Source organism: Thauera humireducens (assembly GCF_001051995.2).
Classification (GTDB): domain Bacteria; phylum Pseudomonadota; class Gammaproteobacteria; order Burkholderiales; family Rhodocyclaceae; genus Thauera; species Thauera humireducens.
Genome location: NZ_CP014646.1, coordinates 1272917 through 1292051, shown reverse-complemented (window position 1 = coordinate 1292051; position 19135 = coordinate 1272917). Strand labels below are relative to the sequence as shown.

Annotated in this window: 16 protein-coding genes and 1 tRNA gene; 11 read left to right on the top strand and 6 right to left on the bottom strand. The window is 64.8% G+C overall.

The genetic code is table 11. The features are described from left to right. Positions 1 to 15: 15 nt before the first annotated feature. Complete coding sequence (gene nadC, locus AC731_RS06110) at positions 16 to 861, bottom strand: carboxylating nicotinate-nucleotide diphosphorylase (protein ID WP_048704076.1); 846 nt, start codon at positions 859 to 861, stop codon at positions 16 to 18. A 221-nt stretch (positions 862 to 1082) separates the two neighbouring features. Here nadC and AC731_RS06105 point away from each other — a divergent pair, with 221 nt between their 5' ends. Further along, on the top strand, positions 1083 to 1973 hold the full coding sequence (locus AC731_RS06105) for a DMT family transporter (protein WP_048704074.1): 891 nt from the start codon (positions 1083 to 1085) through the stop codon (positions 1971 to 1973). A gap of 22 nt (positions 1974 to 1995) precedes the next feature. Here AC731_RS06105 and AC731_RS06100 read toward each other — a convergent pair whose 3' ends face one another. The 5 genes from AC731_RS06100 to AC731_RS06080 form a co-directional block, all read right to left on the bottom strand. Beyond that, a complete protein-coding gene (locus AC731_RS06100) occupies positions 1996 to 2925 on the bottom strand; it encodes a DMT family transporter (RefSeq protein WP_048704072.1) in 930 nt (309 codons plus the stop codon). Then, entirely contained in the window at positions 2926 to 4482 is a 1557-nt protein-coding gene (locus AC731_RS06095; RefSeq protein WP_048704070.1) for a bifunctional ADP-dependent NAD(P)H-hydrate dehydratase/NAD(P)H-hydrate epimerase, read from the bottom strand. It lies immediately after the preceding gene. Between the two features lie 58 nt (positions 4483 to 4540). After that, positions 4541 to 6079: a SpoVR family protein gene (locus tag AC731_RS06090; protein ID WP_048704068.1), complete on the bottom strand. Its 1539-nt coding sequence runs from the start codon at positions 6077 to 6079 to the stop codon at positions 4541 to 4543. After that, on the bottom strand, positions 6076 to 7344 hold the full coding sequence (locus AC731_RS06085) for a YeaH/YhbH family protein (protein ID WP_048704066.1): 1269 nt from the start codon (positions 7342 to 7344) through the stop codon (positions 6076 to 6078). Before AC731_RS06085 ends, AC731_RS06090 begins: the two co-directional genes overlap by 4 nt. 69 nt (positions 7345 to 7413) lie before the next feature. Beyond that, positions 7414 to 9336, bottom strand: coding sequence for a PrkA family serine protein kinase (locus AC731_RS06080; RefSeq protein ID WP_004255759.1), 1923 nt, complete (start codon positions 9334 to 9336; stop codon positions 7414 to 7416). A gap of 344 nt (positions 9337 to 9680) precedes the next feature. Here AC731_RS06080 and tig point away from each other — a divergent pair, with 344 nt between their 5' ends. From tig to AC731_RS19815, 10 genes are all read left to right on the top strand, one after another. Continuing rightward, complete coding sequence (tig, locus tag AC731_RS06075; RefSeq protein WP_048704064.1) at positions 9681 to 10985, top strand: trigger factor; 1305 nt, start codon at positions 9681 to 9683, stop codon at positions 10983 to 10985. 20 nt (positions 10986 to 11005) lie between these two features. Next, complete coding sequence (clpP, locus tag AC731_RS06070) at positions 11006 to 11644, top strand: ATP-dependent Clp endopeptidase proteolytic subunit ClpP (RefSeq protein WP_004255754.1); 639 nt, start codon at positions 11006 to 11008, stop codon at positions 11642 to 11644. Positions 11645 to 11661: 17 nt separating this feature from the next. Beyond that, positions 11662 to 12930: an ATP-dependent Clp protease ATP-binding subunit ClpX gene (gene clpX, locus AC731_RS06065; RefSeq protein WP_004255749.1), complete on the top strand. Its 1269-nt coding sequence runs from the start codon at positions 11662 to 11664 to the stop codon at positions 12928 to 12930. Between the two features lie 96 nt (positions 12931 to 13026). Beyond that, positions 13027 to 15450 carry an endopeptidase La gene (gene lon / locus AC731_RS06060; RefSeq protein WP_048704062.1) on the top strand — a complete coding sequence of 808 codons (2424 nt, stop codon included), beginning with the start codon at positions 13027 to 13029 and terminating at the stop codon, positions 15448 to 15450. 215 nt (positions 15451 to 15665) lie between these two features. Further along, positions 15666 to 15938, top strand: a complete 273-nt coding sequence (locus AC731_RS06055) for an HU family DNA-binding protein (RefSeq protein WP_004255744.1) — start codon at positions 15666 to 15668, stop codon at positions 15936 to 15938. Positions 15939 to 15979: 41 nt separating this feature from the next. After that, positions 15980 to 16055: transfer RNA gene (locus AC731_RS06050), tRNA-Val, on the top strand. A gap of 186 nt (positions 16056 to 16241) precedes the next feature. Continuing rightward, positions 16242 to 17465 (top strand): tyrosine-type recombinase/integrase, encoded by a 1224-nt coding sequence (locus tag AC731_RS06045; RefSeq protein WP_048704060.1) that lies wholly within the window; start codon positions 16242 to 16244, stop codon positions 17463 to 17465. A 102-nt stretch (positions 17466 to 17567) separates the two neighbouring features. Further along, the gene (locus tag AC731_RS06040; protein ID WP_156480658.1) at positions 17568 to 18368 is read left to right on the top strand and encodes a hypothetical protein; all 801 of its coding nucleotides are present in this window, start codon (positions 17568 to 17570) and stop codon (positions 18366 to 18368) included. Positions 18369 to 18430: 62 nt separating this feature from the next. Further along, positions 18431 to 18694 (top strand): helix-turn-helix transcriptional regulator, encoded by a 264-nt coding sequence (locus AC731_RS19485; protein WP_082794261.1) that lies wholly within the window; start codon positions 18431 to 18433, stop codon positions 18692 to 18694. Continuing rightward, positions 18691 to 18966: a hypothetical protein gene (locus AC731_RS19815; protein WP_156480657.1), complete on the top strand. Its 276-nt coding sequence runs from the start codon at positions 18691 to 18693 to the stop codon at positions 18964 to 18966. Before AC731_RS19485 ends, AC731_RS19815 begins: the two co-directional genes overlap by 4 nt. Positions 18967 to 19135: the final 169 nt, after the last annotated feature.

Below are 19135 nucleotides of genomic sequence, written 5' to 3'. Positions count from 1 at the left end.
TCGACGCAGCGGTGCTCAGTCTTCGACGTGGCGCAGCGACAGGTCGAGCGCGCGCACGTCCTTGGTCAGGGTGCCGATCGAGATGCGATCGACGCCGGTCTCGGCGATGGCGCGCACGCGCTCCAGATTCACGCCGCCGGAGGCTTCCAGCTCGGCGCGACCCGCGGTGATGGCGACGGCTTCGCGCATTTCGTCGAGGCTCATGTTGTCGAGCAGCACCATCGTCACGCCGGCATCCAGCGCTTCGCGCAGCTCGTCGAGGTTCTCGACTTCGACCTCGATGAAGACGTTGGAGGGCGCGATGCTGCGCGCCTGTTCCACGACTTCGCGAATGCCGCCCGCAGCGATGATGTGGTTCTCCTTGATCAGGATGCCGTCGTAGAGGCCGACGCGGTGGTTGGTGCCGCCGCCGACCGCGACCGCGTACTTCTGCGCCAGACGCAGGCCGGGCAGGGTCTTGCGCGTGTCCACGATCCTGGCGCGGGTGCCCGCGACGGCGTCGACGAAGCGGCGTGTCACGGTGGCCGTGCCCGACAGCAGCTGCAGGAAGTTGAGCGCGGTGCGCTCCGCGGTCAGCAGCACCCGGGCGCGCGCGACGATGTCGCACAACACGTCGCCGGCCTTGACGGTGTCGCCGTCCTTGACGTGCCAGTTGACGATGGCGGCGGGGCTGAGCGCGGCGAAGGCGGCGTCGAACCAGGCCGTGCCGCAGATCACTGCATCCTCGCGGGTGATGACGCGACCGCGGGCCTCGGTGTCGGGCGCGATCAGCCGCGCGGTGAGGTCGCCGGTGCCGATGTCTTCGGCGAGGGAGGCGGCGATGTTGCGCTGGATTTCGACACGGAGCTGTTCGGAGAGCATGGTAGTGACCGCTGTGATTCGATGAGAGGCGAAAGTCTAGCACCGTGCTTGGCCGGCCGTGGCCGTGTGAGGATCGCCGATCGGCAATTCGTCGTCTCCATATTCGTCGTTTCCATATTCGTCGTTTTCCGGATTGGCGCGCTCCGTCGCGACGGCCACAATGCACCGCTCATGCACGGCCCCTTGCCGCCGTGCGCCAACCCTCATACAGGCGCCTCGTCGTGAAGCCTCGGGATCTTGTCGAACTCTTCGTGCTCGCGGCCATCTGGGGCGCGTCCTTCCTGCTGATGCGCATCGCGGCGCCGGCCCTTGGCGCGTTTCCGCTGATGGCGCTGCGCGTCGGCCTTGCGGCAGTGGTGCTGTTGCCACTTCTTGCCCTGCAGGGCGGACTCGAGATCCTGCTGCGGCGCTGGAAGGCCCTGCTGGTCGTGGGTTTCTTCGCATCGGCCTTGCCTTTCGTTTTCTACGGCTATGCGCTGCAGTCGGTCAGCGCCGGACTCGCCTCGATCGTCAATGCGACCACGCCGCTCTTCACCGCGCTCGTGGCCTGGGCGTGGCTCAACGACCGCCTCACCGGAACGGCGCTGGCGGGCATGTTGCTCGGCCTGTGCGGGGTGGTCGTGCTGGTGTGGGGGCAGGCGTCGTTCTCGGCGGGCGGCAGCGGCTGGGCGGTGCTGGCCTGCCTCGGCGCCACGCTGTCCTACGGCATTGCCGCGGCACTGACCAAGCGCCATCTCACCGGCGTGCCGCCGATGGCCACGGCGACCGGCAGCCAGTTCTTCGCCGCGCTGGTGTTGCTGGCGCCCGCCATCGCGAGCTGGCCGGCGCAACTTCCGGGTGTCGAGGTGTGGCTGGCAGTGGTGGTGCTGGCGGTGGTGTGCACCGGCCTCGCCTACGTCATCTTCTTCCGCCTGATGGCGAGCGTGGGGCCGTCGCGTACGGTGACGGTGACCTTCCTGATCCCCGCCTTCGGCATGTTCTGGGGCGCGGTGGTGCTGGATGAGACGATCAGCCTGCGCATGCTGCTGGGCTGCGGTGTGATCCTCGCGGGGACCGGGCTCGCCACAGGGGTGCTGGCCCGCTTGCCGTGGCGCGCCCGGAGACCCGACTGAGGGCATCCGGGCGGTCGATGGCTCAGCCCTTGTGGCGACCTGCCGCGTGTTTTCGCTGGCCGTCGAGGGCGATGACGGCCCCCGCGCCGGCGATGATCAGGATGCCGGTGAGGGCGGGCAGGTCGGGGATGTGGCCGAAGAGCAGGGCGCCGACGAAGGTGGCGATGACCAGCTGCGCATAGAGGATCGGCGACAGCACCGAGGCCGGCGCCTCGCGGAAGGCCCGGATCAGCAGGAAGTGGCCGATGCCGCCGAACAGGCCGAGGGCAATGATCAGCAGGCCATCGACCAGCCCGGGCAGGGGGCCGCCCCAGATCCAGGGCAACAGCAGGGTCATCGCCAGGGTGCCGGTGAGCGCGGTGTAGAACAGCATCGTCACCGGGTTCTCCGTGGCCGATAGCTGGCGGGTCTGGATCTGGTAGATCGCGTACATGAGTGCCGCGCCGAGCGCGAAGGTGACGCCTTCGGGCGACAGTCCGCTGCCCGGGCGGGCGATCAGCAGCACGCCGATGAATCCGCCGATCGAAGCCGCCCAGCGCAGCGCGCCGATGCGTTCGCCGAGCAGGGGGCCGGCGAGCACGGTGACGAGGAGCGGCGAGAGGAAGATGATCGCCGTCGTCTCGGCCAGTGGCATGCGGATGAAGGCGGCCATGCCGAAAAAGGTGGTGGCGAGCAGGCACAGGGCGCGAACGATCTGCCGGCGTGGGCGAGCGGTGCTGACCAGCCGCAGGCGCATGCTTGGCGCCAGGAACACCACCATCAGCAGGCAATGCACGGTGTAGCGCGCCCAGACCAGCATGGGCACGGGGTAGGTCTTGCCCAGGTGGCTGGCGGTGGCGTCGAGGAGCACGAACAGCGTCACCGCGCCGAGCAGCATCAGGATGGCTTTGAGTAGCGGGGCAGGCGGCGCATCGGGTGGCCGCGGCGCGAGGCCGCCCTGGACGTCCGCCATTCAGCGCGCGCCCAGCGACAGCAGCGGGCGGGCGTCGCGCGGCTTCTCGCGGTGATCGCCCTGCTGGGCCTCGATCAGCCAGCCGTTGAAGACGCCGCGTGCCGCATCGATCGTTTCGCTTGCGCTCAAGCCGATCGGGCCGATGCCCTCGCGCGCGAGGCGGTCGGCGGCGGCGCCGTGCAGGTGAACGCCGGCGATCAGCGCCGCCTCCGCCGGCCAACCCTGGGCGAGGAAGCCCACGACGAGGCCGGTGAGCACGTCGCCCATCCCGGCGCTGGCCATGCCCGGGTGGCCGGTGCCGTTGATGAACCAGCGACCGTCCGGGGTGGCGATGATCGAGCCGCAGCCCTTCAGCACCACGAGTGCGTGCAGCCGCGCGGCAATGTCGATCGCAGCCTGCAGCCGGTCGGCCTGCACTGCGGCGGTGGTGAGGCCGAGCAGGCGTCCGGCCTCGGCGGGATGGGGCGTCAGCACACTGGGCGCCCGACGGGCTGCGAGCATCGCCTGCAACTGCGGGTCGCGACCGATGAGGTTCAGCGCATCGGCGTCGAGCACCAGCGGAATCTCGCGCGCGAGCGCCGAACTCAGCTCGGCAAGCGAGGCGTCCTCGGTACCGAGGCCGGGCCCGATCGCCAGCGCGCTCAGGCGCTCGGGCAGGCGTGAGGCCTGGCGCAGCATCAGCTCCGGGTGGGCGAAGTCGACCGCCGGGCCATTGGGGTCGAGCAGGCCGACATAGACCCGCCCGGTGCCCAGCCAGAGCGCTGCGCGGCCCGCGAGGAGTGCCGCGCCGACCATGCCGGCATTGCCGCCGAGGATGGCGGCGTCGCCATACAGCCCCTTGTGGCTGTTGCGCGGACGCGGCACCAGTTGTGTGCGGAAGAGCGCGGGCGTGACCGCGTGCCCGGCTGCGGGCAGCCAGGCGGGCGGGTCGATGTCGAGGCGCTGGACGTTGATCTCGCCGCAGTAGTCCGGGCCGTCGTTGGTCAGCAGCCCGGGCTTGAGCGCGATGAAGGTGGTCGTGTGGCTGGCGCGGAAGGTGGCACCGAGGGGCTGCCCGGTGTCGGCATTCAGCCCGCTCGGCACGTCGAGTGCCATGCGCGGCGAGGACTGCGCGTTGAGCGTGCGGATCCAGTCCGCGTAGCGCCCTTCAACGGGTCGCTTGAGGCCGATGCCGAAGATCGCATCGACGACCAGCGCCCAGCCCTGCGCAGGCGCGGCCGGCAGGTCGGACACCATGTTTCCGCCTGCGGCCAGGTAGTCGGCGCAGGCCTTGGCGGCGTCGGCAGGCAGCGCGTGGGCGTCGCCGGCGAAGGCGACCTGCACCTCGCGCCCGGCCTGGGCCAGCTGGCGCGCCATCACGAAACCGTCGCCGCCGTTGTTGCCGGGCCCGCAGGCGATGAGGATCGGACCCGGGCGGTCCATGATCAGTCGCACCGCGTCCTCGGCCGCCGCGCGGCCCGCGCGCTCCATCAGGGAGGGGCGTGCGCTGGGGATGAGCTTGCTCTCGATTTCGCGGATGCCGGCGACGGCGTAGATCGGGCGCGATGCACTGTACATGGGGGACTCCGGGGCTGGACCCCCGGATTCTACGTCCTGTTCGCAGCGCTGCGCGGCCTCAGATCAGGGCGGCGCCTCGACGCTTCTCGCTGCGGATCTCGTGCTTGACTTCGGCGTTGCCCGATTCATCCACGGTCTCCAGCCTTACGGTGAAACCCCATAGCCGGGCGACGTGGCGCATGACCTCCTCGGCGCTGTCGCCGAGCGGTCTGCGGTGGTAGGGTGTGTGGCGCAATGTGAGGGAACGGTCGCCGCGCAGGTCGACGCTCCACACTTGCACGTTGGGTTCGCGCGCGCCAAGGTTGTACTGGTCGGAGAGGATGTCGCTCACCCGACGAAAACCTTCGTCGTTGTGGATGGCGGACACCTTGAGCTTGTCCTCGCGGTCGTCGTCGAGCACGGCGAACATGCGGAAGTCACGCATGACCTTGGGCGACAGGTACTGGGCGATGAAGCTCTCGTCCTTGAAGTTGCGCATCGCGAAGTCGAAGGTCTCGAGCCAGTCGCTGCCGGCGATCTCGGGGAACCAGCGGCGGTCCTCGTCGTCCGGCTGCTCGCAGATCCGGCGAATGTCCTGCCACATCGCGAAGCCGAGGGCGTAGGGGTTGATGCCGTTGTACCAGCGGCTGTTGTAGGGCGGCTGATAGACGACATTGGTGTGCGACTGCAGGAACTCCAGCATGAAGCTGTCGGCCAGCAGGCCCTCGTCGTACAGGTGGTTGAGCAGGGTGTAGTGCCAGAACGTGGCCCAGCCTTCGTTCATGACCTGGGTCTGGCGCTGCGGGAAGAAATACTGCGCGACCTTGCGTACGATGCGCACCACCTCGCGCTGCCAGGGTTCGAGCAGGGGCGCGTTTTTCTCGATGAAATAGAGCAGGTTCTCCTCGGGTTCGGGCGGGAAGCGGGCCTCCTCGCGCGCACCGGTCCTGACCTCGTGCGCCGGCAGCGTGCGCCACAGGTCGTTGACCTGGCCCTGCAGGTATTCCTCGCGCTCCTGCTGGCGCAGCTTCTCCTTGGCGAGCGAGAGTTTGGGCGGGCGCTTGTAGCGGTCGACGCCGAGGCTCATCAGCGCGTGGCAGGAGTCGAGCAGCAACTCGACGGCCTCCTCGCCATGGCGCTCTTCGCACTGGCCGATGTAGTTCCGCGCGAAGACCAGGTAGTCGATGATCGCGTCGGCGTTGGTCCAGGTGCGGAACAGGTAGTTGCCCTTGAAGAAGCTGTTGTGGCCGTAGGCCGCGTGGGCGATCACGAGGCCCTGCATCGGCAGCGTGTTCTCCTCCATCAGATAGGCGATGCAGGGGTTGGAGTTGATGACGATCTCGTAGGCCAGTCCCATCTGGCCACGCCGGTAGCCCTTCTCGGTGGCGAGGAAATGCTTGCCGAAGGACCAGTGGTGGTAGTTCACCGGCATGCCGACCGAGGCGTAGGCGTCCATCATCTGTTCGGCGGTGATGATCTCGACCTGCACCGGATAGGTGTCGAGCCGGTAGTGGGCGGCGACGCGCGCGATCTCGGCGTTGTAGAGGTCGATGCTCTCGGTCGACCACTCGGAGCCGCTCGGCAGGGGCTCGGGTTTGCGTACGGTAGTGCGCTTCATGTGATCGTCTTCTTGAACAGTTCGCGGAACACCGGGTAGATGTCGGCCGGCGATTCGATGCGCTGCATGGCGAAGTTGTCGTGTTCGCCGCCGATCTTCATGTACTCGCGCCACAGATTCTGCGGCTCGCCGGCGGTGATCTCGATATAGGCGAAGTACTGGCACCAGGGCAGGATCTCGTTGCCGAGCAACTTCCCGCACACGGGCGAATCGTTGTCCCAGTTGTCGCCGTCCGAGGCCTGCGCGCCATAGATGTTCCACTGGCCGTTGGCGTAGCGCTCGCGCAGGATGTCGCGCATCAGCACCAGTGCGCTGGACACCACGGTGCCGCCCGATTCGCGCGAGTGGAAGAACTCCTCCTCGTCCACCTCCTTCGCCACCGTGTGGTGGCGGATGAAGACGACCTCGATGTGCTCGTAGCTGCGCGTCAGGAACAGGTACAGCAGCATGAAGAAGCGCTTGGCGGTGGATTTGCGCTCCTCGTCCATCGAGCCCGACACGTCCATCAGGCAGAACATCACCGCCTGCGTGGTGGGGCGGGGTACCTTGATGCGGTTGTTGTAGCGCAGGTCGAAGCTGTCGATGAAAGGGATGCGGTCGATCTTGGCGCGCAGCAGCCCGATCTCGTCGCGCAGCGCCTGCACGTCCGCGCTGTCCTCGCCGTCGCGGGCGAGGGCGTCGTCGAGCTGCTGCTGCAACTCGCGCAGCCGGCCGGCGTAGGGCGAGCCGAGCGCCAGCCGGCGACCCAGGGCGCCGCGCATCGAGCGGATGATGTTGATGTTCGCCGGTACGCCGTCGGAGGTGAAGCCGGCGCGTTGCGTCTTGTAGTCGGTGACCTTGGCCAGCTGGGTGCGCACCAGGCGCGGCAGTTCGAGATCCTCGAAGAACAGCTCGAGGAACTCCTCGCGCGAGAGCTGGAACACGAAGTCATCCTCGTGCTCGCCCTCGTTGCTTGCCTTGCCCTTGCCCGAACCGCCCGCCCCGCCGCCGAGCGGCCGGTTGATCAGGTCGCCCGAGCTGAACTGGTCGTTGCCCGCGAACACCTGTTCCCAGATGCCACCCTTGCCGTGATGCAGCGAGGGCTCGGACAGGTCGCGCGCCGGTATCGACACCTCTTCGCCATTTTCCAGGTCGCGGATCGAGCGGCCCTGGATGGCCTCGGAGACCGCCTTGCGGATCTGCTGCTTGAAGCGACGCATGAAGCGCTGGCGGTTAACCGCGCTCTTGTTCTTGCTGTCGAAGCGTCGATCGATGATGCGGACCATGCATCCTCCCTCTGGCCGAAGCCGGTGAGGGTGCGCGCCCGACCGGCCGCGCACCCTAAGCGAATGGCGTCACGACGACTTGCGCACGCGCAAGTACCACTCGCACAGCAGGCGCACCTGCTTCTCGGTGTAGCCCTTCTCGATCATGCGATCGACGAAGTCCTGGTGCTTCTTCTGCTCGTCGGCGCTGGCCTTGGCGTTGAAGCTGATCACCGGCAGCAGGTCCTCGGTGTTGGAGAACATCTTCTTCTCGATCACCGCGCGCAGCTTCTCGTACGACGTCCAGCTCGGGTTGCGGCCGTCGTGCTTGGCGCGGGCGCGCAGCACGAAATTCACCACCTCGTTGCGGAAGTCCTTCGGGTTGCTGATGCCGGCAGGCTTCTCGATCTTCTCCAGCTCGTCGTTGAGCGCGGCACGGTCGAGGATCTCGCCGGTGTTGGGATCGCGGAACTCCTGGTCCTGGATCCAGAAGTCGGCGTAGATCACGTAGCGGTCGAAGATGTTCTGACCGTACTCGGAGTAGCTCTCGAGGTAGGCGGTCTGGATCTCCTTGCCGATGAACTCGGCGTAGCGCGGCGCCAGGTATTCCTTGATGTAGCCCAGGTAGCGCGCCTCGGTATCGGCCGGGAACTGCTCGGCCTCGATCTGCTGCTCGAGGACGTACATCAGGTGTACCGGGTTGGCGGCGACCTCGCGGTGGTCGAAGTTGAACACCTTCGACAGCGTCTTGAAGGCGAAGCGGGTCGACAGGCCGGTCATGCCTTCGTCGACACCGGCGTAGTCGCGGTATTCCTGGTAGCTCTTGGCCTTGGGGTCGGTGTCCTTCAGGTTCTCGCCGTCATACACGCGCATCTTGGAGAAGATGCTGGAGTTCTCCGGTTCCTTCAGGCGCGACAGCACCGAGAATTGCGCCATCATCTTCAGCGTGTCGGGTGCGCAGGGCGCTTCGGAAAGCGAACTGTGGGCGAGCAGCTTCTCGTAGATGCGGATCTCGTCCGACACCCTCAGGCAGTAGGGCACCTTGACCGTGTAGATGCGGTCGAGGAAGGCCTCGTTGTTCTTGTTGTTCTTGAAGGCGACCCATTCGGACTCGTTCGAGTGCGCCATCACGATGCCGTCGAAGGGGATCGCGCCGAAGCCCTCGGTGCCCTTGTAGTTGCCTTCCTGCGTGGCGGTGAGCAGCGGGTGCAGCACCTTGATCGGCGCCTTGAACATCTCGACGAACTCAAGCAGGCCGCGGCTGGCCAGGCACAGCCCGCCGGAGTAGCTGTAGGCGTCGGGGTCGTCCTGCGAGTACTGCTCGAGCTTGCGGATGTCGATCTTGCCGACCAGGGACGAGATGTCCTGGTTGTTCTCGTCGCCCGGCTCGGTCTTGGCGACCGCGACCTGGCGCAGCACCGAAGGGTTGAGCTTCACCACGCGGAACTTCGTGATGTCGCCACCGAATTCGTGCAGGCGCTTGACCGCCCACGGGCTCATGATGGTGTTGAGGTAACGACGCGGAATGCCGAAGTCGTCCTCGAGGATGCGGCCGTCCTCATTGACGTCGAACAGGCCGAGCGGGGACTCGTGCACCGGCGAGCCCTTCACCGCGTAGAACGGCACCTTCTCGATCAGCGACTTGAGCTTCTCCGCCAGCGACGACTTGCCGCCGCCGACCGGCCCGAGCAGGTAGAGGATCTGCTTCTTCTCCTCCAGTCCCTGCGCCGCATGACGGAAGTAGGACACGATCTTCTCGATCGCCTCCTCCATGCCGTAGAAGTCGCGGAAGGCGGGGTAGAGCCGGATGATCTTGTTGGAGAAGATGCGCGACAGGCGCGGGTCGAGGCGGGTATCGACCAGCTCGGGTTCGCCGATCGCCTGCAGCATGCGTTCGGCGGCCGAGGCGTAGGCCATGCGGTCCTTGCGGCACAGTTCGAGGTATTCCTGCAGCGACATTTCCTCTTCGCGTGCTGCCTCGAAGCGGGCCTGATAGGCATTGAAGATGGACATGGCAATCTCCTGTGCAATCGATCCGAGCTACCGTGCAACTGGCATGCAAGCATCGTGCCCATCGACTGTTCCTGACGAATCGGCGCGGCCGGCTGCATGAGCTGACTCTGTACCATGAGAGGCACTGCGATGGTGCGAGTTCCGCGCGCGGATGCCCCTTTTTGTTGTGTTTTCGTGCTCGCTGTCACGGCAGGATTCCGCCTCCGAGCGCGGCGCGGACCCTGTGCTAGAATCCCGCTCTTCGTTCACTGCGTTTACGCTGGCGAGGCAGGTGCGCGTCCGGTTCCGGGTGTGCTGCCCTGCGGGCGGGAACCGTTTTTATTTGACTTCTCAGGATCGACTCAATGGAGCAGAACCAGGTTAGCCCGAGCGCGCTGGAGCGCCGTATCGACATCGCCGTCACGCTGGCGGACATCGAGAAGGAGGTGGATGCCCGCCTCAAGCGCATGGCGCGCACGGTGAAGATGCCGGGGTTCCGCCCGGGCAAGGTGCCGATGAAGATCGTCGCCCAGACCCATGGTGGCCAGGCCCGCGGCGAAGCCGTCGGTGCTGCGGTGGAGAAGGCTTTTGGCGAGAAGGTGCGCGAGCAGAACCTGCGCGTCGCCGGTTATCCCCGCATCGAGCCGAAGGAAGGCGCTGCCGACGGTACGCTCGAGTTCACCGCGACCTTCGAGGTCTATCCCGAGATCACCGTCGGTGACCTGGGCGAGCAGAAGATCGAGCGCCCGGCCCTGACCGTCGGCGATGCCGAGGTCGACAAGACTCTCGACGTGCTGCGCAAGCAGCGCACCACCTTCAGCGCCGCCGATCGTGCCGCCGCCGAAGGCGACCGCGTCGTCATCGACTTCACCGGCCGCAAGGACGGCGAAGTGTTCGAGGGCGGCCAGGCCCAGGACTTCCCCTTCGTGATCGGCGCCGGCGCCATGCTGAAGGACTTCGAGACCGCAGTGACCGGTCTCAAGGCGGACGAGAGCAAGACTTTCGACATGACCTTCCCGGCCGACTACCACGCCCAGCATCTGGCGGGTCAGACGGTTCAGTTCGAGATCGCGGTGAAGAAGGTCGAGGCCCCCGTGCTGCCCGAGATCGACGCCGACTTCGCCCGTTCGCTGGGTGTGGCCGACGGCGACGTCGCCAAGCTGCGCGAGGAAGTGAAGGGCAATCTCGAGCGCGAGGTCAAGCGCCGCATCCAGGCCAAGGTCAAGGAGCAGGTGATGGACGCGCTGGTCGCGGTCACGCCGATCGAAGTGCCGAAGGCGCTGGTGCAGGCCGAATCGCAGCAGCTGGCCGAGAACGCCCGTCGCGACCTCGAGATGCGCGGCCTCAAGACCAAGGACATCCCGGTGGACCCGTCGTGGTTCACCGAGCAGGCCGAACGCCGCGTCAAGCTCGGTCTGATCATGGCCGAGCTGGTCAAGGCCAACGAACTGCACGCCAAGCCTGAACAGGTCCGCGCGCTGGTCGAAGAAATGGCGCAAAGCTACGAAGATCCTGCGGAACTCGTGCGCTGGTATTACGCTCAACCTGAGCGTCTGGCGCAGGCCGAAGCCGTGGTGATCGAAGACAACGTCGTCGCCTGGGTCAGCAGCAAGGCTCAAGCCACCGACAAGGATGTGGCTTTCGACGAACTGATGGGCAACGCGGCCTGATGCCGCAAAGGGTCTGACGAATGATGCACGGAACACCCCAGCACAGCAGCGACTGGAACCCGGTCGGTCTCGGCCTGGTTCCGATGGTGGTCGAGCAGAGCGGTCGCGGCGAGCGCGCCTACGACATCTATTCGCGCCTTCTGAAGGAGCGGGTGGTGTTCCTCGTCGGCCCCGTCAATGACGTGACCGCCAACCTGATCGTCGCGCAGTTGCTGTTCCTCGAGTCCGAGAACCCGGACAAGGACATCTACTTCTACATCAACTCGCCCGGCGGTTCGGTCACCGCCGGCATGGCGATCTACGACACCATGCAGTTCATCAAGCCGAATGTCAGCACGCTGTGCATCGGCCAGGCTGCGAGCATGGGTGCCTTCCTGCTGGCGGCGGGCGAGAAGGGCAAGCGCTTCATCCTGCCCAACTCGCGCGTCATGATCCACCAGCCACTGGGTGGCTTCCAGGGCCAGGCCTCGGACATCGAGATCCACGCCCGCGAGATCCTCTACCTGCGTGCGCGCCTCAACGACATGTTGTCCAAGCACACGGGGCAACCGCTCGAGCGCATCGAGAAGGACACCGACCGCGACAACTTCATGTCCGCGGCGGCCGCGGTGGAGTACGGCCTGGTCGACAAGGTGCTGACCAGCCGCGACGACACCTGAATCAGGAGAACCCCGACATGACGGACAAGAAGGCTGGCGGCGACAAGCTGCTGTACTGCTCCTTCTGCGGCAAGAGCCAGCACGAGGTGCGCAAGCTGATCGCCGGCCCTTCGGTCTTCATCTGCGACGAATGCATCGAGTTGTGCAACGACATCATTCGTGACGAGATCGTCGGCGCCGCAGATCCGGAGAGCATCAAGGGCGCGCTGCCGACCCCGCACGAGATCTGCGACATCCTCGACCAGTACGTGATCGGGCAGTCGCAGGCCAAGCGCAACCTGGCGGTGGCGGTCTACAACCACTACAAGCGCCTGCGCCACATCGAGGCCAAGCAGGACGACGTCGAGCTTGCCAAGAGCAACATCCTGCTGATCGGGCCGACCGGCTCGGGCAAGACCCTGCTGGCGCAGACGCTGGCGCGCCTGCTCAACGTGCCCTTCGTGATGGCCGATGCCACGACGCTGACCGAAGCCGGCTACGTCGGCGAAGACGTCGAGAACATCATCCAGAAGCTGCTGCAGAAGTGCGACTACGACGTCGACAAGGCGCAGCAGGGCATCATCTACATCGACGAGATCGACAAGATCTCGCGCAAGGCCGACAACCCCTCGATCACGCGCGACGTGTCGGGTGAGGGTGTGCAGCAGGCGCTGCTGAAGCTGATCGAAGGCACGATCGCCTCGATCCCGCCGCAGGGCGGCCGCAAGCATCCCAACCAGGATTTCATCCAGGTCGACACGACCAACGTGCTGTTCATCTGCGGTGGCGCCTTCGACGGTCTCGAGAAGGTCATCCGCAACCGCACCGAGAAGGTCGGCATCGGCTTCGGTGCCGAGGTCAAGAGCAAGGAAGGCAAGAATCTCACCGATACCTTCCGCCAGGTCGAGCCCGAGGATCTGATCAAGTTCGGCCTCATTCCCGAACTGATCGGTCGTCTGCCCGTGGTCGCGACGCTGCAGGAACTGGACGAGGAGGCGCTGATCCAGATCCTCATCGAACCGAAGAACGCACTGGTCAAGCAGTACCAGAAACTGTTCTCGATGGAAGGCGTCGAACTCGAGATCCGTCCTGCCGCACTGCACGCGGTGGCGCGCAAGGCGATCAAGCGCAAGACCGGTGCGCGCGGCCTGCGCTCCATCCTCGAAGCGTCGCTGCTCGACATCATGTACGACCTGCCTACGCTGACTGGCGTGGAGAAGGTCGTGGTCGAGGAGAGCACGATCGAGGAAGGCGCCAAGCCGCTCTTGATCTACGCTGAGCAGCAGAAGGTGTCCGGCGCCAACTGAGGCGCACCGCCGATTTCTGCTTATCTCGCACCCGCCGCTTGAATTTCCAGGTCACGCCCACACATGGGTGTGACCTTTCTCGTAAGGAAAACGAAAATGTCGGGTCCTGCTGACCTCCCCAACGAACAAATGGAAATGCCGCTGCTGCCGCTGCGCGACGTGGTGGTGTTTCCGCACATGGTCATCCCGCTTTTCGTCGGGCGGCCGAAGTCGATCAAGGCGCTCGAAAGCGCCATGGAAGCGGGCAAGAGCATCCTGCTCGTCGCCCAGAAGAGTGCCGCCAAGGATGAGCCGGCGATCGAGGACCTGTACTCGATCGGCTGCATCGCGAACATCCTGCAGATGCTGAAGCTGCCCGACGGCACGATCAAGGTGCTGGTCGAAGGCGTGCGCCGTGCGCGCGTCGATTCGGTCGAGGACCTGCGCCAACTCTTCGTCGCCAAGGTCACGCCGGTGGTGATCGCCGACGTCGATACCAACGAGGTCGAGGCCATGCGCCGCGCGATCATCGCGCAGTTCGACCAGTACGTTAAGCTCAACAAGAAGATCCCGCCGGAAATCCTGACCTCGCTCGCCGGCATCGACGAGGCGGGCCGTCTCGCCGACACCATCGCCGCGCACCTGCCGCTCAAGCTCGAGCAGAAGCAGGATGTGCTGGAGATGTTCGATACCGGCGAACGGCTCGAGAAGCTGTTGACGCAGATCGAGGCCGAACTCGACATCCTGCAGGTCGAGAAGCGCATCCGCGGCCGCGTCAAGCGCCAGATGGAGAAGAGCCAGCGCGAGTACTACCTCAACGAGCAGGTCAAGGCGATCCAGAAGGAACTCGGGGAAGGCGAGGAGGGTGCCGATCTCGAGGAGATGGACAAGAAGATCAAGTCCGCCGGCATGCCGAAGGAGGCGCTCGCGAAGGCGCAGGCCGAGTTCAAGAAGCTGCGCCTGATGTCGCCGATGTCGGCCGAAGCCACCGTGGTGCGCAACTACATCGACACGCTGATCGGCCTGCCGTGGAAGAAGAAGTCGCGTGTCAGCAAGGATCTGGCCGAAGCCGAGAAGATTCTCGACAAGGATCACTACGGCCTCGAACGCGTCAAGGAACGCATCCTCGAGTATCTTGCCGTGCAGCAGCGCGTGGACAAGGTCAAGGCGCCGATCCTGTGCCTCGTCGGGCCTCCGGGCGTGGGCAAGACCTCGCTCGGCCAGTCGATCGCCAAGGCGACGAACCGCAAGTTCATCCGCATGGCGCTGGGCGGCGTGCGTGACGAAGCCGAGATCCGTGGCCACCGCCGCACCTATATCGGCTCGATGCCGGGCAAGATCCTGCAGAACATGAGCAAGGTCGCGGTCAAGAACCCGCTGTTCCTGCTCGACGAGGTGGACAAGCTCGGCATGGACTTCCGCGGCGATCCGTCGTCGGCCCTGCTCGAGGTGCTGGATCCGGAGCAGAACCACACCTTCCAGGACCACTATGTCGAGGTCGATTTCGACCTGTCGGACGTGATGTTCGTGGCGACGGCCAACACGCTCAACATCCCGGCCGCCTTGCTCGACCGTATGGAGGTGATCCGTCTGTCGGGCTACACCGAGGACGAGAAGGTCAACATCGCCCAGCGTTATCTGCTGCCTAAACAGATGAAGAACAACGGTCTCAAGCAGGACGAGCTGTCGGTGACCGAGGAAGCGTTGCGCGACGTCGTGCGCTACTACACCCGCGAGGCCGGCGTGCGCAGTCTCGAGCGCGAGATCTCCAAGGTCTGCCGCAAGGTGGTCAAGCAGCTGGTGCTCAAGAGCCGCAGCAGCAAGATCATCGTCAATGCCAAGAACCTCGACAAGTTCCTCGGCGTGCGCAAGTACAGCTTCGGCATGGCCGAGAAGCAGAACCAGATCGGCCAGGTCACCGGCCTGGCCTGGACGGAGGTCGGCGGCGAACTGCTGACGGTCGAGGCGGTGCAACTGCCGGGCAAGGGCAAGGTGCTCACGACCGGCAAGCTCGGCGAGGTGATGCAGGAGTCGATCCAGGCGGCGCTGTCGGTGGTGCGCAAGCGGGCGCGCTCGCTTGGCATCGACGAGGACTTCCACCAGAAAAGCGACATGCACATCCACCTGCCGGAGGGTGCGATTCCGAAGGACGGCCCGTCCGCCGGCATCGCGATCAGTACCGCGCTGGTTTCGGTGCTGACCGGCATCCCGGTGCGCTGCGACGTGGCAATGACGGGCGAGATCACGCTGCGCGGCGAAGTCCTGCCGATCGGCGGTCTCAAGGAGAAGCTGCTCGCGGCCGTGCGTGGTGGCATCCACACTGCGCTGATTCCCGAGGAGAACGTCAAGGACCTCGCCGAGATTCCCGAGAACATCAAGAATGCACTCGAGATCGTGCCGGTGAAGTGGATTGACCAGGTGCTGGAGCAGGCGCTCGAGCGCCGACCCGAACCTTTGCCCGAGTCCGCCGCTGTCGAGCCTGGTGTTGCTGCGGTGTCGGGCGACGCCGAGAAGTCGGCTTCGGGACAGCGTCCGCACTGAGCGGTGTGAGCGGGGCCGACAGATGGCCACGCCCGTTCGCAGACAAGGCCGCAGCGTGGGAAACCGCGTTGCGGCTTTGTCGTTGACACTGCCGAATCGTGCGCGCTATAAAACCCATGAAGTTGGCAAGCAAGCCGCTGACACCCGAAATCCCGCGCCCGGCGCGGAATGCAGTGAGGTTCGTCCCATCGCAGTGCTCTTTCGGAGGGGTTTAAGTGAACAAATCTGAACTGATCGACGTTATCGCAAAGCAGGCGGAGATCTCGAAGGCAGCGGCAGGGCGTGCCCTGGATGCAGCCGTCGCGGGTGTCATGGACGCCCTCAAGGGTGGCGACACGGTGACTCTCGTCGGCTTCGGCTCGTTCTATGTGGGCGAGCGCGCTGCAAGGACGGGTCGAAATCCCCGCACCGGAAAGAACATCAAGATCAAGGCGGCAAAGGTTCCAAAATTCCGCGCTGGCAAAGGCCTGAAAGATGCAGTAAACTAGCGGGCTTTCCGGGCTTCACTCATTTTGTGTAGCCCCGGCGCGGGTGCTTAGCTCAGTTGGTAGAGCGTCGCCCTTACAAGGCGAATGTCGGCGGTTCGACCCCGTCAGCACCCACCAAGAACAACTGCCATCCAGTGGCAAACATCACGAAAACCCGCATAGCTAAAGGCTTTGCGGGTTTTTTATTGTGTCATCTCATAGCACGCCAGCGCATGCGCTACCGTCAAGAGTGGCGGTACATCCGACGGTACACGGTAAGCTTGACGGTATACCGCCACGGCGGGGTGTTGCGAGAGGTAGAACATGCCGCTGAACGACGTGGCGGTCAGGCTAGCCAAGCCCACCGACAAAGCCCGCAAGCTCACCGATGAGCGCGGCATGTATCTGCTGATCCAACCCACCGGCGGCAAGCTGTGGCGGCTGGACTACCGCTTCGAGGGCAAGCGCAAGACCCTTGCCCTGGGCTGCTATCCCGACGTGTCGCTGGGCGAGGCGCGCAAACGCCGCGATCGAGCGCGCGAACTGATCGCCGCCGGGACCGATCCCCTGGCCGCCAAGAAGGAAGCCAAGCAGGCCCGCGTCGAGGCCGTTGCCAACGCCTTTGAAGTCATCGGGCGTGAATGGCACAAGCTCAAGAGCGCGAAGTGGACTCCACTGACGCAGGAGAAGACGCTCGCTGTCCTGGAGAAAGACCTTTTCCCATGGCTGGGCAATAGGCCTGTGGGCGAGATCACGGCGCCTGAGCTGCTGCGCACGCTGAGGCGCATTGAAGAGCGTGGCGCGGTCGATACGGCGCACCGTGCCAAGCAGATCGCCGGCCAGATCTTCCGCTACGGTATCGCCACCGGACGAGCTGACCGCAACCCTGCTGCTGACCTGCAGGGCGCACTGATGCCGGTATCGAAAAAGCACTTCCCGGCGATCACCGAAGTAGGTGAGGTGGGGCCACTGCTGAAGGCCATCGAGGGCTACAAGGGCTCGCTGATCGTGCGCAGCGCCTTGCGCCTGGCGCCGATGCTCTTCGTCCGACCGGGCGAGCTGCGACAGGCGGAGTGGTCCGAGATCGACCTCGAGCAGGGCGAGTGGCGAATCCCCGCCGAGAAGATGAAGAAGCGGCGCGACTTCATCGTCCCGCTGTCACGACAGGCCGTCGATATTCTCCGCGATCTGCACCCGCTGACCGGGCACGGCCGGTTCGTGTTTCAGGGGGTTCGGGACCACGGCAAGCCCATGAGCGAGAACACCGTGAACAACGCACTGCGGCGCTTGGGATACGACACCCGCACCGAGATCACCGGCCACGGTTTCCGGGCAATGGCCCGCACGATCCTGCATGAGGTGCTCGGGGTGGATGCGGCCGTGATCGAGCACCAGCTCGCGCACCAGGTGCCGGATGTGCTGGGGCGTGCCTACAACCGGACCAAGTTCCTGCCGCAGCGCAAGGCGATGATGCAGCAATGGGCGGACTGGCTTGACCAGATTAGGAAGGGCGCGGAGGTGATCGACATCGCACAGCGCCGGGCCTGATAATCACGTCATGCTGCGCCTACCCCGACGGGGGGAACACCGGGCTCCTTCACCCGGCCGGCGCAGCGTTCTTCCTGAAGGCGCACATTTGAAGGTGTGTGCATGCTGCGTGACGGCTCAACGCTTCCAGACTGGATTCCAGAAAGGGCGCGTTTCATCTATTCATACACCGAGCCGTTCTCAGATCAACGGCGCGAATGGACGATGCATGACCTGTTTCATGCTCAGGATCTTGAGGACCTGTTCAGGCACCTTAACGAGCTTTGGCTTTCAGAGGATGAGTGGTCGTATCTCATCGGCTGCATCGTCAACGCCGTAGAGTGCGTTCCAGATGAGGGCGCTGCCACACGTGATCGTCCTGACGATAAGGTTCGTATTCGTGACAAGCAGACCCGTGCGGACGCGCTGCTGTCGCAGCTCGCAGTGAAGGCAAGAGGGTTGGCCGACTTGCTCGACGAACTGGACGATCTTCGGGCAACCGTACCGGGCGAAACCTATTCGTCGCTTGCCCTGATCGAATCGGCGCTATCACGCAATGCTGCGGACGACGACTTCAAGCGCTTCAATCGTGAGCTGTCTAGCTACAAGAGAAACGGTTTTCCCGCGCCGGCTGAGTTGCTTCGCTGTCTTGCCGCGTCTGCGGACGCCCACCCGCCTGCATCGAAGGTCTTCTCTGACGACCCTTGGCTGAGTTCCCAGAAATCGAGCTGGCGGGACTTCATGCGGATCATGGCGAGATGCATATCCGATATCTACGCTATGTATCAGGTCAGGATCGTATTTAAAGAAAAGCATTGGATCGCTTTGGTTCATGCGTTGATTTCGCACGACATCAGCAGATCTTCAGTCAATGCGGAGCGTCGCAACCTGCCGCCTTTCCCCTGGGAAAAGCAAAAAAAATAACGCGGTGATTCAAAAAATGCCGTGCGTCATTCTTCGCTCCACCCGCAACCCGGAGCGAAACAATGCAACCGCAATCACGGCATCCCGCCACGATCCATCACGCGCCCGCCCACGCCGCTTTAGCGCAACTGGACAGCCTTCCCGATTCCGCCTGCAGTCTGAATGTCAATGACGTTGCCCTGATTCTGGGCAAGTCCCCTTCATCGGTATGGCGTGACGCTCGCTCGGGCAAGCTCCCCGCCCCGATCAAGACCGGGCCAATGACCACCCGCTGGAACGTCGGCGCGATCCGCCGTCACCTGGCCTCGCTGGGTGTTTCGGCATGACCGTCGACACACTCAATCGTGCGACGCGGCGGGCCGTGCACCTGACGATGTTTCCCCGGCTCGCCAAGCCGCTATCGAAGCAGGATCAATCGACCCTCAGGCGGCTGGTAGACGCTGCACGTTGCTATGCGCGTGCCCGTCCTGACGCGCGTTCGTTCTGCCATCGCGGTAAGCGTTTCCGACTGCACCAGTTCGACTGCTGGCTGATCGTAAGCACCTGGAGCGGCACGCCGATCGCAGGCCCGATCCGTGTCCGAGAGGGGGCGCTGTGATCGTCCTTCGCCTTCTTGCGGTGCCGCTGCGCTTGACACCGTCCACCCACCCCCGGCATGATCCCGTTTGCCTGCAAACAACAGGCAACGGGATTGGCGTCCCGAATGACCAAGGCGGACATGTCCGCCACCAAGGCGGATTTTTTTCGTCCACCGCATGTGCTGCTCC

Bases quoted from the DNA above. Each gene is read 5' to 3' on its own strand.
- nadC (WP_048704076.1), bottom strand. From the start codon at position 861: ATGCTCTCCGAACAGCTCCGTGTCGAAATCCAGCGCAACATCGCCGCC.
- AC731_RS06100 (WP_048704072.1), bottom strand. From the start codon at position 2,925: ATGGCGGACGTCCAGGGCGGCCTCGCGCCGCGGCCACCCGATGCGCCG.
- AC731_RS06095 (WP_048704070.1), bottom strand. From the start codon at position 4,482: ATGTACAGTGCATCGCGCCCGATCTACGCCGTCGCCGGCATCCGCGAA.
- AC731_RS06090 (WP_048704068.1), bottom strand. From the start codon at position 6,079: ATGAAGCGCACTACCGTACGCAAACCCGAGCCCCTGCCGAGCGGCTCC.
- AC731_RS06085 (WP_048704066.1), bottom strand. From the start codon at position 7,344: ATGGTCCGCATCATCGATCGACGCTTCGACAGCAAGAACAAGAGCGCG.
- AC731_RS06080 (WP_004255759.1), bottom strand. From the start codon at position 9,336: ATGTCCATCTTCAATGCCTATCAGGCCCGCTTCGAGGCAGCACGCGAA.
- tig (WP_048704064.1), top strand. From the start codon at position 9,681: ATGGAGCAGAACCAGGTTAGCCCGAGCGCGCTGGAGCGCCGTATCGAC.
- clpP (WP_004255754.1), top strand. From the start codon at position 11,006: ATGATGCACGGAACACCCCAGCACAGCAGCGACTGGAACCCGGTCGGT.
- clpX (WP_004255749.1), top strand. From the start codon at position 11,662: ATGACGGACAAGAAGGCTGGCGGCGACAAGCTGCTGTACTGCTCCTTC.
- lon (WP_048704062.1), top strand. From the start codon at position 13,027: ATGTCGGGTCCTGCTGACCTCCCCAACGAACAAATGGAAATGCCGCTG.
- AC731_RS06045 (WP_048704060.1), top strand. From the start codon at position 16,242: ATGCCGCTGAACGACGTGGCGGTCAGGCTAGCCAAGCCCACCGACAAA.
- AC731_RS06040 (WP_156480658.1), top strand. From the start codon at position 17,568: ATGCTGCGTGACGGCTCAACGCTTCCAGACTGGATTCCAGAAAGGGCG.
- AC731_RS19485 (WP_082794261.1), top strand. From the start codon at position 18,431: ATGCAACCGCAATCACGGCATCCCGCCACGATCCATCACGCGCCCGCC.
- AC731_RS19815 (WP_156480657.1), top strand. From the start codon at position 18,691: ATGACCGTCGACACACTCAATCGTGCGACGCGGCGGGCCGTGCACCTG.